The sequence below is a fragment of the Bacillus sp. P4_E1 genome, assembly GCF_056401715.1.
Window position 1 is genome coordinate 15558 of sequence record NZ_JBFUIV010000007.1, and the last position, 14525, is coordinate 30082.

At 35.4% G+C, this 14525-nt stretch carries 14 protein-coding genes and 1 riboswitch; of the genes, 7 read left to right on the plus strand and 7 right to left on the minus strand.

From position 1 onward, the window contains the following. Positions 1-123: 123 nt before the first annotated feature. The gene (locus tag AC1DS7_RS11555; RefSeq protein ID WP_016101120.1) at positions 124-1611 is read right to left on the minus strand and encodes a peptide MFS transporter; all 1488 of its coding nucleotides are present in this window, start codon (positions 1609-1611) and stop codon (positions 124-126) included. Positions 1612-2004: 393 nt separating this feature from the next. Between AC1DS7_RS11555 and AC1DS7_RS11560 the strand changes: the two genes are divergently transcribed. The 3 genes from AC1DS7_RS11560 to lepB all read left to right on the plus strand — a co-directional run bounded on the left by AC1DS7_RS11560 (position 2005) and on the right by lepB (position 5744). Further along, positions 2005-2730: an NAD-dependent protein deacylase gene (locus AC1DS7_RS11560; RefSeq protein ID WP_215552094.1), complete on the plus strand. Its 726-nt coding sequence runs from the start codon at positions 2005-2007 to the stop codon at positions 2728-2730. A gap of 225 nt (positions 2731-2955) precedes the next feature. Next, positions 2956-5112, plus strand: coding sequence for a peptidoglycan D,D-transpeptidase FtsI family protein (locus AC1DS7_RS11565; protein ID WP_476998982.1), 2157 nt, complete (start codon positions 2956-2958; stop codon positions 5110-5112). A 110-nt stretch (positions 5113-5222) separates the two neighbouring features. Next, entirely contained in the window at positions 5223-5744 is a 522-nt protein-coding gene (lepB, locus tag AC1DS7_RS11570; RefSeq protein WP_002127988.1) for a signal peptidase I, read from the plus strand. 33 nt (positions 5745-5777) lie between these two features. Here lepB and AC1DS7_RS11575 read toward each other — a convergent pair whose 3' ends face one another. After that, positions 5778-6401 carry a cephalosporin hydroxylase family protein gene (locus tag AC1DS7_RS11575; protein ID WP_078178857.1) on the minus strand — a complete coding sequence of 208 codons (624 nt, stop codon included), beginning with the start codon at positions 6399-6401 and terminating at the stop codon, positions 5778-5780. A gap of 182 nt (positions 6402-6583) precedes the next feature. Here AC1DS7_RS11575 and AC1DS7_RS11580 point away from each other — a divergent pair, with 182 nt between their 5' ends. Further along, positions 6584-7108, plus strand: a complete 525-nt coding sequence (locus AC1DS7_RS11580) for an NUDIX hydrolase (protein ID WP_476999016.1) — start codon at positions 6584-6586, stop codon at positions 7106-7108. Positions 7109-7190: 82 nt separating this feature from the next. On the opposite strand, the gene AC1DS7_RS11585 is transcribed toward AC1DS7_RS11580, so the two are convergent. Then, on the minus strand, positions 7191-7955 hold the full coding sequence (locus AC1DS7_RS11585; protein ID WP_002127984.1) for a class I SAM-dependent methyltransferase: 765 nt from the start codon (positions 7953-7955) through the stop codon (positions 7191-7193). Positions 7956-8151: 196 nt separating this feature from the next. On the opposite strand from AC1DS7_RS11585, the gene AC1DS7_RS11590 reads away from it, so the two are divergent. After that, on the plus strand, positions 8152-8643 hold the full coding sequence (locus tag AC1DS7_RS11590; protein ID WP_050000599.1) for a DUF2716 domain-containing protein: 492 nt from the start codon (positions 8152-8154) through the stop codon (positions 8641-8643). Between the two features lie 97 nt (positions 8644-8740). On the opposite strand, the gene AC1DS7_RS11595 is transcribed toward AC1DS7_RS11590, so the two are convergent. The 3 genes from AC1DS7_RS11595 to AC1DS7_RS11605 form a co-directional block, all read right to left on the minus strand. Further along, positions 8741-9511 carry a DNA alkylation repair protein gene (locus AC1DS7_RS11595; protein WP_002127980.1) on the minus strand — a complete coding sequence of 257 codons (771 nt, stop codon included), beginning with the start codon at positions 9509-9511 and terminating at the stop codon, positions 8741-8743. Between the two features lie 33 nt (positions 9512-9544). Beyond that, a complete protein-coding gene (locus AC1DS7_RS11600; RefSeq protein WP_002127979.1) occupies positions 9545-9850 on the minus strand; it encodes an iron-sulfur cluster biosynthesis family protein in 306 nt (101 codons plus the stop codon). A 114-nt stretch (positions 9851-9964) separates the two neighbouring features. Further along, the gene (locus AC1DS7_RS11605; protein WP_002013597.1) at positions 9965-11431 is read right to left on the minus strand and encodes an amino acid permease; all 1467 of its coding nucleotides are present in this window, start codon (positions 11429-11431) and stop codon (positions 9965-9967) included. 112 nt (positions 11432-11543) lie between these two features. Next, a riboswitch (Lysine riboswitch) is annotated at positions 11544-11736 on the minus strand. A 384-nt stretch (positions 11737-12120) separates the two neighbouring features. Here AC1DS7_RS11605 and AC1DS7_RS11610 point away from each other — a divergent pair. Further along, positions 12121-12570: a GNAT family N-acetyltransferase gene (locus AC1DS7_RS11610; RefSeq protein ID WP_088045031.1), complete on the plus strand. Its 450-nt coding sequence runs from the start codon at positions 12121-12123 to the stop codon at positions 12568-12570. 40 nt (positions 12571-12610) lie between these two features. On the opposite strand, the gene AC1DS7_RS11615 is transcribed toward AC1DS7_RS11610, so the two are convergent. Then, positions 12611-13513 carry a sulfite exporter TauE/SafE family protein gene (locus AC1DS7_RS11615; RefSeq protein WP_002127976.1) on the minus strand — a complete coding sequence of 301 codons (903 nt, stop codon included), beginning with the start codon at positions 13511-13513 and terminating at the stop codon, positions 12611-12613. A 207-nt stretch (positions 13514-13720) separates the two neighbouring features. Here AC1DS7_RS11615 and AC1DS7_RS11620 point away from each other — a divergent pair, with 207 nt between their 5' ends. Further along, a complete protein-coding gene (locus AC1DS7_RS11620) occupies positions 13721-14518 on the plus strand; it encodes a VOC family protein (RefSeq protein WP_002032964.1) in 798 nt (265 codons plus the stop codon). Positions 14519-14525 lie beyond the last annotated feature (7 nt).

The following is a 14525-nucleotide window of genomic DNA, read 5'->3' on the forward strand; positions in this document are numbered from 1 at the left end:
CTGATAAATTTAAATATAAGTACGGTAAGAATGCGATATTTATCTAACTTTTACAAAAAAGAGTAACCCATTTGGCTACTCTTCACATAGAAACTTGTATTTGTTCATTTCAATAAGAGACCGTTATTGAAGTCCCTTCATGAAATTTTGGATTTTTGATGATAATGTAAACAGCAGGATGCTAACTAAAATGGAGATAGCACCAATAATACCAAAGTAAATTGCTTCTGTTGCAGGATTATACAGTTTAACAACTTGGGCATTTATTGCTTGCGCAGACGCAGTTGATAAGAACCATAAGCTCATGGTTTGCGAAGAGAAAGCAGCTGGAGCCAGCTTCGTCGTTATTGATAACCCTGAAGGAGATAAACAAACTTCTCCAATTACAATTAAAAAGAAGCTAAGGACTAACCACATAGGATTCACTAAAGAGTGAGTACCGTTGATTAAAGCCGGAATAATCATAACTAAGAATGATAAACCTGCAAATAGCAATCCAATAGCGAATTTTTTTGCCGTTGAAGGCTGCTTCTTGCCTAACTTTATCCAAACCCATGCAAAAATCGGGGCAAGCGTTACGATAAAGATTGGACTTAATGATTGGAACCAAGCGGAATGCAATGTAATTCCATTGAACTGTAATTGAGTTCGTTGATCCGCGTATGTCGCTAAGATAATAGCACCTTGTTCTTGTATAGACCAAAATATTGTAGCTGCAATAAAGAGTGGTATATACGCAAGAAGACGAGATTGCTCTACTTTTGTTGTTTTAGGACTACGATACATATAAATGAAATAATAGGTTGGAATAACAATCCCTAAGATACTAATCAGGAATGTAAAACGATTTATAGTTAACAACCCAGTTGGAATTGTAACCACACCTAGCAATGTTAATACAACTAGACCAACACTGAAATACTTAATAGTCTTTTTTCTTTCCGAATCTGATAATGGATTAGGTACTTGCGTACCGACTAGACCAAGGTTTTTCTGTTTTGTTCCAACAAATACCCCTAACCCAATTGCCATACCAATTGCCGCAACTCCAAAACCAAGGTGGAAATTATATTGCTGACCTAATGTTCCGACAACTAAAGGTGCAAGTAAGGCACCTAAGTTAATACCCATGTAGAATATACTGAACCCTGAGTCACGACGCGCATCTGTTTCACTGTATAAACTTCCTACGATGTTCGATATGTTAGGCTTTAACAACCCTGTTCCTAGAACTAAGAAGACCATAGAGATAAATAACGCACTTTTACTACCCGGTAAAGCTAAAATAAGATGGCCAATCATAATTAAAACGCCACCAAAGAATACGGTTTTACTTGGACCAAATAAACGATCCGATATCCATCCACCGATAATACTAGACATGAACAGTAAGGAACCGTAAATTGCCATTATCGAGGTTGCGGTAGATTGTTCAATTCCTAATCCACCTTTTGCGACTGAATAGTACATATAATACAGTAAAATAGCTCTCATTCCGTAATGAGAAAACCTTTCCCAAAACTCAGTGAAGAATAAAGAGAATAATCCTTTTGGATGCCCAAAAAATCCTGTTTGAGGAATACTTTGAACAAGTTCGTTTTTTTCTTTCATAATGTTAATATTACCCCTTGTTAATTTTTTATATTATACAAGTATAACTTAAGAGGCTCCCAGTAGTCCATAACTATCTAAGCCCATCGATGAAGAAAAGCAGCCTTCTGGCTGCTTTCTAAATGAATTGAAAAATCGTCATTTGTTCATTAGACACACCTTTCACTGAATCTACCTCTAAACAATCCAGAATTGATTGTGAGAGTGCTTTAGCTACTAAGAATGCTACGTATATTGTTGACTTAATTGAACAGTAGTTATCTTTGAAACTTTAATTACACCCAAAAAAGTTGGGGGTTAATTCATGCAATGAAGTAAGTAAAATGAATTGTACAACACCTACTGTAAACAACTGGTATAATAAGTATAGGAATATACATAGAGGTGATTTTTGTGCAATATGAGGAAGTACGTTCGATATTAGAAAAAGCAAAGAAAATTACAGTGTTAACAGGTGCTGGTGCAAGCACAGAAAGTGGAATCCCTGATTTTCGTTCAGCAAATGGATTATATGCTGATGCGAATGTAGAGATGTATTTGTCGAGAGGCTATTACAATAGAAATCCGAAAGAGTTTTGGAAGCATTATAAAGAAATCTTTCAAATTAATACGTTTCATCAATATAAACCAAATCTTGGGCATCGCTTTTTAGCGGAGCTAGAAGAACAAGGGAAAGACATAACGATTTTAACGCAAAATATTGATGGTTTGCATCAAGTAGGTGGTAGTAAACATGTAATTGATTTACATGGAACACTTCAAACTGCGCATTGTCCGAAGTGTAAAACGGGATATGATTTACAATATATGATTGATCATGAAGTGCCGCGTTGTGAAAAATGTAATTTCATTCTAAATCCAGATGTTGTTTTATACGGAGATACACTGCCTCAATATCAAAATGCGATCAAACGTTTATATGAAACAGATGTACTTCTTGTAATGGGAACATCACTCAAAGTACAGCCTGTCGCTTCATTCCCAGAAATCGCAAAGAGAGAAATAGGCGCAACAACAATTTTAGTAAATGAAGAGTTAACAGGGCAAGAATACAATTTTGATTTTGTTTTTCAAAATAAGATTGGTGAATTTGCCAAAGGGTTATCTTCGATTAAATAAGTTTTTGTTTTCGTAAAGAAACTGAGGTGAATGATGTCCACCTCAGTTTTTTTGTATGAATTATATTCATGTTATTGCGTATAAGGGGAATGGTAATAAATAGGATGATAAAATCGAAAACTGAAAATTAAATCTTTTATTTCTTTTGTAATTAATATAAAATTCTATATATAGCATATAAATAAATTTAATACATAATGGTTCATGCGTAGAAATGTTAATAGAATGAAGCGAGGGAGCAAAATGAGACAGAAAAAGGAGAAACAGAAACAGTCGAAAAAGAAAAAGACTCATATTCCATTTCGGTTAAATGTACTATTTTTTATCGTTTTTCTTTTATTTTCAGCTATTATTATTCAATTAGGTAAAGTACAAATCATCGACGGAGAAACGTATCGAAATGAAGTGAATAAAAAGGAAGATATAACGGTGAGTACTCCAGTTCCGAGAGGGAAGATGTTTGACCGGGAAGGGAAAGTTATTGTAAATAATAAACCGTTACGAACTGTTACATATACGAAGATGAAAGGAGTGGACTCAAAAGAGGTTTTAATAGTGGCAAGAAATTTAGCAAAGCTAATTGAAATGCCGCAAGAAGATATGGACAAGTTAACAGAGACAGATAAAAAAGATTTTTGGATGCAGTTAAATGAAAAACGTGCAGCAACAAAAGTAACGAAAGAAGATGAGAGTAAATTTAGGAAACAGGAAATAGAAGGGAAAGACTTAGATAAGAAAGTAGAAGAGTTGAGACGAGAAAGAATTACACAAGAAGAATTAAATGAGCTTTCGAAAGAGGATATAGAAGTACTAGCAATTAAAAGCAAAATGAATGCGGGATATAAAATGACGCCACAAATCGTCAAAAAAGATGTAAGTCAAAATGAATATGCAGTAGTGAGTGAAGGATTATCGAGCTTGCCAGGCGTAGATACGACTGTGGATTGGGAGCGCGAATATCCAAATGACAAAATACTACGTTCTGTACTTGGTAGTGTTTCTACTGAGAATGAGGGATTACCAAGGGAGCAATTAGACTATTATTTAGTGCGAGATTATAACCGAAATGATCGTATTGGTAAGAGTTACATCGAAAAACAATACGAAGATGTGTTACATGGAACGAAAGAACAGTCTAAAAATATTACGGATAAAGCTGGAAATATTATTCGGACTGAAAAAGTGACAAAAGGAAAAAGTGGAAATAATTTAATGTTAACAGTTGATATGGATTTACAGAAAAAGGTGGAGGAAAGTCTTGAAAGGAATTTAAGGGCATTTCATTCTTCTGAACCGATGATGGATCGTGCATTCGTCGTTATGATGAATCCGAAAAATGGTCAAATTCTATCATTAGCAGGAAAGAAAATTGTAAATAAAGATGGCGGGATGCAAATAGAAGACTACGCTTTAGGAACGATGATAAGTTCTTACGAGTTAGGATCAACGGTGAAAGGAGCTACGGTATTAGCGGGATATCAAACAGAAGCTATTAAGCCATATACGCATTTCTTTGATGCACCAATGTACTTTAAAGGAAGTTCGAAGCCGAAGAAATCGTGGAAAGACTTTGGAGATATTGATGATTTAAGAGCATTGCAAGTTTCATCCAATGTCTACATGTTTAATACGGCGTTAAAGATTGCGGGGATTGATTATGTACCAAACAATCCGTTAGATATTAGGCAAGAAACATTCAATAAAATGCGCTATTACTTTAGACAATTTGGTTTAGGTGTACCAACCGGTATTGACCTTCCAAATGAATCGATTGGTCAAATGGGTAGAACAGATAATATACCTGGTTTTTTACTTGATTATGCGATTGGGCAATATGATACATATACGCCGCTTCAGCTTGCGCAATATATGTCAACGATTGCAAATGGTGGTTACCGAATGAAACCACAAATTGTACAAGAAATTAGAGAGCAACCGAATAGACCAGAGGAAGTCGGGAAAGTTATGCAATCGATGGAACCAGTCGTGTTAAATCGAGTGGATATGGATCTTTCATATATAAATCATGTGAAAGAAGGGTTTAGAAGAGTTTTCCAAGAGGTAGATGGGACCGGTGCTGGAACTTTTAAAGGATTACCTTATAAACCGGCTGGGAAAACAGGGACAGCAGAAACAGTGTACGGTGGAGAAAGTGATATTGGAAGAGATGAAAACAACTATCGAAAAAAATGTTATAATTTAACTCTCGCCGGGTATGCGCCATATGATGCTGATCCGGAAGTTGCTTTTTCTGTTGTTGTGCCATGGGTAAATAATGATAAATCAGGTATTAATTCTGCAATTGGTAAAGAGGTTTTGGATGCATATTTTGACTTAAAAACGCAGAGATCGGGTGCAAGTCCAGTCCCAGTAGCACAATAGCCGAGTAAGGCACAATAAAAACTTCAAATTGTAGCATATCACTGCGCAAATGAACAGGTGCAGTGATATATTTTTGAGTTGAAAAGTGTTTTGATAAGGTGGGAATGGATATGAAAGAGGAGATTAAGAGAGGTTGGGGAAAGTACATACTATTTATATTTGTCCTAGTAGGAGCGTACCAGTCTTTTACTTTATGTAAGGTGGAAGGAAAATCAATGCAGCCAACTTTACATGAAGAAGACTACGTATTTGTAAATAAAGCCGCTGTACACTTTTCTAGCTTACAGCATGGAGAAATCGTCATTATTAAGGAAGAGGATGAGTCGAAATATTATGTGAAACGTGTAATAGGGCTTCCTGGTGACATAATTAACATAACGAATGGAACTGTATACGTAAATGACAAAAAGCAAGATGAACCTTATATAAATAAAGATTTATATAACAATACACAAGTGTTTTATAATTTTCAAAAGACAAAGATTCCGCCAAATAAGTTATTTGTAATGGGAGACAATCGTGAACAAAGTAAGGATAGTCGAAATGGTTTAGGATATATTGAAGAAGATAATATAATAGGAAAAGTGGAATTTGTGTACTATCCTTTTTCGAAAATGAAAATCATAAAATAAGTGGGGATTCACAAAACCCCACTTATTAAAGTTTCACTTTATCTTCTTTAAAAAACCTTTTGGATTAAATGATATGAAAAACTTATGTTTAGATTCATCGATTATGAAATTGCTATTTTTAGTTAAAAACTCTTCCACAGCTTCCATTGGGCCAGGGCCCCAATCAGGAAGGAGAGGATTTCCGTTAATACTTGTATCTTCTACAATAATGTAACTGCCAGTGGTTACAATAGATTTATAAAGTAAGAGTTCTTTCGATACATGTTCTTTACTATGATCAGAATCTAAAATAACTAAAATCACATCATCAGGTTTGCGCATACTTAATATTGATTGGACGGCCTGTACAGAAACAGATGAAGCTGTTAAATACGTAATTCGATTATGGGATGGCCGATTTGGTTGCGGAGTTATATCGATAGTAAGTACGTGACCTTTTCCAATTAAATCTAACATAGAAGCTAAAAACAGTGCACTACCACCGTAAAAAGTTCCGCATTCAATAATTAAATCAGGCTTTAATTCGTATAATATTTCTTGATACAAAAAGAGATCAGAAGGAAGTTTGCAGATTGGAACCCCGAACCAGTGTGTACCATGTAACCAAACGTTGCTGTCGTAATATTGTTTTAGAAATTCGCTACTAATGTTATCGATTTTGAATTCTCCTTTCTAAAAAGGATTCTTTCATACGTAAAGGGTTTACGTATGAAAGTTGTACTATATATTATGTGGTAAGGGATTATAAGGCGAGTGTTTTCACGTGAAAATAAGCCAAATAACACATGTGGAAAATGAATTGCTTATAAAAGAAGATGTAAATGAAAGGAAATGATCGTATGTATAAGTACACAATTTGCTTCATTAGAAAAGGAGATAATATACTGCTATTAAATAGAAACAAAAAGCCGACAATGGGAATGTGGAATGGTGTCGGAGGGAAAATAGAAGAGTATGAAACGCCATACGAAGGAGTTATTAGAGAAACGTTTGAGGAAACGGGAATAGAGCTTCCAAGTGTAACGTATAAAGGGAATGTTATGTTTCAAGTTAAAGACGAACCTTTGGGTAGTGAGGGAATGTATGTATTCCTTACTRATTTACCAGATGGAGTACATATTGATACGCCAGTAAGCACAGATGAAGGTATATTAGAATGGAAGTCAATTGATTGGATATTAGATGGTGATAATAGAGGTGTAGTTAGCAATTTGCAAAGATATTTACCAAGAGTATTAAAAGAAGAAAACAATTTAGAGCATACATTCACATATGATAACCGGAATATTATTGATTACACAACTACACTTTTGACAGAAGATGATACGAAAAAACGATATGAAAAACATCTCATTTCTCAATAGGATAAGATGCGTTAAAATAATAAGAAAAAGCCAAGTCCTTTATTGGGACTTGGCTTTTTTGTAGGGAATGCTAATTCAAATTTTACTCTTCATAATTTGCTTTAATAATAAAGCGGTGTTGCTTCACATCGAAATATCCTTTTTGCAAGATGATTTCATGTATGCGATACAATTCCTCGGTATAGCTGTCTACTGTAAATTCAGGAATTTGCCACGGAATTGCTTGCAAGTAATAGACAACAGAACCGACATCATAAAAACGCTGAAGAGGGAACTCTTCCTTCGCTTCTAAAATTGTAAATCCGCTTTTTCTCAATTCACTACATGCCGTTTCGAGTGACCAACTTGAAAATTCGCTATTCAGCGGTGTGCCAAACTGCTCATTCAGTTCCGCACAATCAAGACCACCGACTTGTTGTGTAAGAAATGTTCCATTGGTGGAAAGACTTCTTTTCACTTCAGAAGCAGAATAGGATTCATGTTGATTCACAATTAAATCAAACTGACCATCTTGAAATGGTAAAGCAGTATCATCAGTCACTTCTACGACTATAACTCCTAAAGGTTCTAATTTCTTTCGTGCAATTGGGACATTCGGAGCATAGCCCTCAGTCGCATAAATAGTTGACGGGAACGGTTGTAACATAGATAAAAACTCTCCGCCACCAGTCCCCATATCTAGCATTGATTTTGCACGTTGCATAAGCTGGAAAGCAGTGCTACCGTATGACCATGATAGGGGCTCGCTATTCATACGGCCAGTTTCTGAAATGAAAGAAAAATCCCAGCCGCTAAAGTTAGTCTTTGCACTTTCTAATAGTGCTGAAAATAATGGATCACGTTTCATAATATGTCCTCCTATTTCGTTAATGAATGATATAGTAAGAACAGAGAAATGGAGGACCTCTTGTAAAGATGAAGAGGTTTTACGTTTCGTGTTCGAATAGATTCATACAAATTCGCTCCTTGCGAGAATAATTATTTATATATTCGGGATAATCGAGTGAAAATCCTTTGAACTATAAAGGGAAGGTAGATATTTAATGAAGAATTGGATTGAGTTTACAGACAAAGAGTACGACCGAATATGGGATAGGGTATATAGTGATTTTGAGTTTTCACCAAGTATGTCTATATTCCCATCATTTAAGGTGCCAAGTCCTTTTATAACATATGATATTTCTCATTACTTTGGAGAATCGGTAGATTTAAATGTATATGACGATCTGGAAGAAAAAGCATTACTAGTTTTTAAAGAGAATACAGTATCGAATGAATATATAATGGCACTTGATTGGCAACATGAATGTTACTGGGTAAATTCACATTTAAAGTTCGATAGAAATGAATTTGATGAGTGGACAATCCCGATTTTTCCAACTGGAGATTACTATTTCTTTATTCAGAAGGACTTTAAGTGGGGGTATTTAGGGCATCCGTGGGAGGAGAGTATAACGATATTTGGAAAAGAATTAATAGATGCTTTTGATCAACATAAACCGGAAATGTTTTATAAGATTTTAAGGCAGGGTTAATGTTTAAAAGAGAAAAAACGTTTATACTTCCAAATGAAGTATAAACGTTTTTATTATTAGCTGTTTTCATATAGATTGTTGCTTTCTTTACAAATACTTAAAAACAAAAATCTTTTGGTAAAGTGCCATTTTTTATCACCGTTCTTAATCCATGTTTCATAATCCAAGGATTAACAGGATGGTTTTTATCGAGTAATTCTCGCAACCATCGAAAAACGAGTTCTTTATCTTCTTTCGTAATATCATTAATGTGATTGGCTACAGATTTTTGAACATAATTAGAAGGGTCATTCATTAATGGCTCAAGAAGCTTTAAATTATTTCTGAAGTCACCTTTCAAAGCTCCTATTTTTTTTGCCCAAGGAAGTCTTGGCCTAGTACCTTCTGAAGCTAATCTTCTAATGTGGCTGTTTTCATCACGTAACCATTGCTGCAATATGTCCAAGGTTTCTTCATGGTATTTTTCAAGATAAGGACGAATGGCATATTCAGCAGTATTTCTTTTTGTTATTTCATACATTGCGTTGAATGAGGAGTCAAAATCGTTAAGCCCATATTTTTCAACGTATTTTGCGATAGGCATATACATATAACCCTTTGTAAATGTGCCGACTTCTGTTGTATTTTCTGGTCCTAATGTTTTCAGTAATATATGTATTGCTTCATTAAAATCTTTTTGTAATGCATTGTGTAATTCATCTGCTATTACTTCTATACGTTGCTTTAACTCTAAATTTTCAACTTTATATGTTACGGTAGATACAAAGTTTCTTTTAGAGAAATTAGGATCGTGTTTACAAATAGAATCAGCCATTTTTTCTGCTAATTCTTTGTTAAATAAAAATTTTAACGGAACATATTTGCCCATTTTTTCACCCCATTGGTCGGATAAAAACAATGTTTATTTTTTAATCGACAATCCATACACCAAAGTCTCACTAGGAGTCGTAATACTAAAACCTGTCGTCTTATAATCAAGTTTCACCGTATCACCAGTGTAATCTGTCGTGAATGAATCCATTTGTACGATAAGCTCCGCATCTTCATATACAACATCATCCGCATTATATGTATCCCAAATTAAATCGACATCAACGAAAATACTGCAAGAGTTTGTCATAGTTCCTCTAATGCGAATGATCTTTTTGTCTTCACGTACTAGTCTATGTATAGCTGCTTTTGCTTCATCAGTAATACGAATGTTCATGTAATCCCAACCTTTATTTATATTTCCTCTATTATTGCAAAAACAGGAGAAATAGGGAAGGGAGAAGCATTGCATTAAAAAAACGAGCAAACAATTTTGTTTGCTCGTTTTACTTTATTTCAGTTCACATTTATCAAGTGGAATGACTTTCGTTTTCTTAGTAAATTTATAACCTAACCATAGTACTAAGAAGAGTGGTAAACCGATGTAAGAAACGAGTACACCGTTCCAGTCGATAGATGCTCCTGTAAATGCTCCGTAGTTTTGACCTAAAATAACAATAACACAAAGTGTAAATGCAAAGATTGGACCGAACGGGAACCATTTCGCTTGATATGGTAAATCTTTCAAATCTTTCCCTTGTGCAATATAGGCTTTACGGAAACGGTAATGACTAATAGCAATCCCTACCCAAGCAATAAATCCTGACATCCCTGAAGCATTTAATAACCAAATGTATACAACACCGTCACCGAATAAAGAAGCGATGAAAGCGACGCTACCAACTACTGATGTTGCGATTAATGCGTTAACAGGTACACCGCGGCTATCTAATTTCCCTAAGAACTTTGGTGCTTTTCCTTGGCGAGCTAAATCCCAAAGCATACGAGTTGATGCATACATTCCAGAGTTACCAGCAGAAAGTACTGCAGTTAAAATAACAGCGTTCATAACAGAAGCAGCGAAGGCAACGCCCGCTTTTTCAAATACAAGTGTAAATGGACTTACTGTAACATCACTTGCTGCAAGGCTTTCAGTCGTATAAGGAATTAATAAACCGATAACGAGAATTGCTAAAATATAGAATAATAAAATGCGCCAAAAGATAGAACGAATTGCTTTCGGAATATTGCGTTCTGGATCAGCAGTTTCACCAGCAGCTACTCCTAATAATTCAGTTCCTTGGAATGAGAAACCAGCAGCCATAAATACACCGATAATTGCCATGATGCCGCCATTAAATGGTGCATCTGCAACAGTGAAGTTTTTAAAGCCAACAGATTCGCCGCCCATAATTCCAAAAATCATCATAAAACCGACAATTAAAAAGATAATAATAGTAACTACTTTAATAAGTGCGAACCAATATTCAGATTCACCAAAACCTTTAACAGATAAATAGTTTAAGAGAAAAATAATAGCTAAACAAAGTCCACTCCAAATAAGAGAAGGGGTATCTGGGAACCAAAATTTCATAATTAATGTTACGGCCGCTAGTTCAGCTGCAATCGTAATCGCCCAGTTATACCAATAGTTCCATCCAAGTGCAAAACCAAGTGATGGATCAACAAATTTTGTTGCATAAGTACTAAAAGATCCAGTAACAGGCATGTAAGCCGCGAGTTCTGCTAAGCTTGTCATTAAAAAATAAACCATAATTCCAATTGCGGCATATGCGACTAATGCACCGCCAGGACCAGCTGAATGGATAACACCACCACTGGCAAGAAATAATCCGGTACCGATTGTACCACCGAGAGAAATCATCGTAAGGTGACGAGATTTTAATCCGCGTTTTAATTCACCTTGTCCTTGTGTAGTTTGCGTTTTAGAGGTAGATTGATTTGTTGCGCTATTCATGTTCAACACTCCTTTTCTTGTAGGTTAGGAAGGAGCGGGGGAGAAAAATACAAAAAACCGCCAAAGGAATTAGGCGGAACGTTTCACAAATAACCACCCCATCATACCCTTCCGTTAAGATAGCACACCACGTTTACACGGTAATTTTGTAAACGTGACAGTTCTGTTCCTTTCGGAGACAGCCCCAGCTCATATTTCCAGAGAAGAAATATAAACTTCGGCAACTTTTCCTTTCAAACGGAGTCAGTGACATTCGCTGTGTCTCGTCCATTTTACTTTTAAAAGTCGCAACCTCTACCTCATCGGATTGATGAGGATTTATATATTGCTAAGATATTTAATATATGGCAATTGTAATGACTTTCTGAATATATTGCAAGGAATTTTGTTAGGAAAAGTCAAAAAATATCGGTTATTGTATAGGAAACGCTTGCAAAACTCCACCCGAACCTACTATTATGTAGCAATAAGCAAAGAAAAAATTGTTATACAAATGTTTCGCAAAAAATATTGAAAAACCCTTTAAAATTAAAAGAAAATTCAGAAAATATAATTCGACATAACTATTAGAAGGGGATTATTCCTTAAATTCGTTTCAAAGAATAAGTATAAATTCGATAAATAGAATGAATATTCTTTTTATTTCTGATAAAATTGAGGTATTGTTTAATTGAAAAGGGGATATCATTATGAAATTAGAAACGGAAAGATTATATATAGTACCGTGTACAGAAGAATGGATTCAAATTGCGGATAATCAAGGATACAATAGTGGTCCGCATATTGTAGGACATATAGAAAATATGAAACGAGATGCGGCTTCATTACCGTGGGGACCGTGGTATGTTATTCGGAAAGAGGATGATGTTGTTCTAGGTGATATAGGATTTAAAGGGAAACCGAATGAGCAACATACGGTAGAAATTGGTTACGGATTTATTGAGAAATATTGGAATAAAGGGTATGCAACAGAAGCAGTTAGTGAATTAATGAAATGGGCTTTTCAAACAGGGGAAGTGGAAACGATTATAGCGGAGACACTCCTTGATAATTATAGCTCTATTCGTGTCTTAGAGAAATTACATATGAAAAGAGTAAATAGTATTGAAACGATGGTCAATTGGAAAATAGAAAAATAAAAAATACCGCTCGAAGTAAATCGGGCGGTATTATTATTAATTATGGTAGCATTTGTTTTTGATCTTTCGGATAGCCGGCTGTCGATACGTTAGAACGATTGGAATGATTACGAACAGCAATAAAAATAGATATAATAACGACAAGACCAACTGCAACGTAAGAAAGTGAAATAATAGTTGGATCTACTTTAAATGTAGTAAGCAGTGTACGGATATTCGTAAAGATAATAAGTCCGCCAACGAGTACGCCAAGTAAATGAGAAGGAACGATGCGTACTAACCATGCGGCGATTGGTGCGGCAACAATACCACCAAGCATGAGGGCAAATACCCAAACCCAGCTTACTTGTTCCCAGCCAAGTGAAATGAAAAAGCCAATCGTTGCAGCGAGTGAAACAGGAAATTCACTCGTATCTACAGATCCAATAACTTTTCTAGCTTCATTTCCTCTTGCAAGAAGAACAGGTGTCGTAATCGGCCCCCAACCACCGCCGCCAGTTGAATCGACGAATCCAGCGAATAAGCCAAGTGGTACAAGTTGTTTAGCAGACATACGCTTATTTGAAGAAACAATTTGTTTTTGAATGATGAATCGTAATAAAATATAAACCCCTAAAGTAAATAAAAATATGGAAATGTACGGTTTAATTACATCACCAGGTAAATTGCTTAAAAAACATGCCCCAATAAATGCGCCAATTGCTCCTGGTAATGTAAGTCTGGAAACTGTATATTTATCAACGTTTCCAAATTTGATATGAGATGCACCAGAAGCGGCGGTTGTAACGACTTCAGCTAAATGAACTGATGCGGAAGCTACAGCTGGTGCGATACCAAACATTAATAATAGTGAGGTAGACGTTACCCCGTACGCCATACCAAGTGCGCCATCAATCAATTGAGCGAAAAATCCAATAATAGCAAAGACAATTAATTTCTGCATAAATAATCCCCCTGTAATAATAAATGAAAAAGACACTTTTCCCGTATGAGAAAAGTGCCTTTGGTTTTTCCAATCAGCAATAATTAAATTTGTTTTATTATAATACACATTAATCGTATAAATCAACTGGGTTTTAAAGTTTTTTGAATTGAACGAAAGAAAAATAAAATATACAATAAAAGGATGGAGAGAAAGGGGAGAAAGACTATGTTAGCATTTGATCATCTAGTTCACGCAGTGCATTGTACACCGGAGGAAGCGGCAAAACAAATGCAGGAGCATGGATTTCATACTGCATTAGGCGGTGAGCATACGACTTGGGGTACTTGGAATAGTTTATGTTATTTTGATTTATCATATATAGAATTTTTAGCAGTTCAGCATGAAGAAAAAGCGAAAGAAGCAGAAAATCCATTAGTACAAGAAACAGTGGTGAAATTAAAAAATGGAGAAGGGATGCTACAAATCGCAATTCGAACAGATGCAATTGAAGAACTAGCAGTTAAATTTAGTAAGCACGGCTTACATACGATAGGACCATTTGAAGGGAAACGGATGAGAAAAGATGGCCGGCTTTTAGAATGGAAAATGTTATTTGTAAAGCAAGAAGAGAATGGACCGAAATTACCATTCTTTATACAGTGGAATGAAACGGATGAAGAAAGAAGAAACGATTTACGTAAAATAGGGACGATCACTGAACATAAAAATAAAGTACAAGAAATTGAAACGATTCATTATACGGTGAAAAATGTTCGAGAAACAGTGCGGAAATGGAAAGAAGTAATGGAGCTAACTGCAAATTCAATCATACAAAATGAAGAATGGAATGCTGAGTGTCAAAGTGTATCGTTTGGTGATGTTCATGTGCAGTTTTGTGAACCAGTTGGAGAAGGGCTAGTACTAGAACGTTTGAAGCATCATGGCGAATATCCATTTGCAGTGGAGTTTAAAGGGGAAAATAAACGAGAGTATGAAGTGTTAGGTAGTTTGTTCGTATATTAATAGAGGT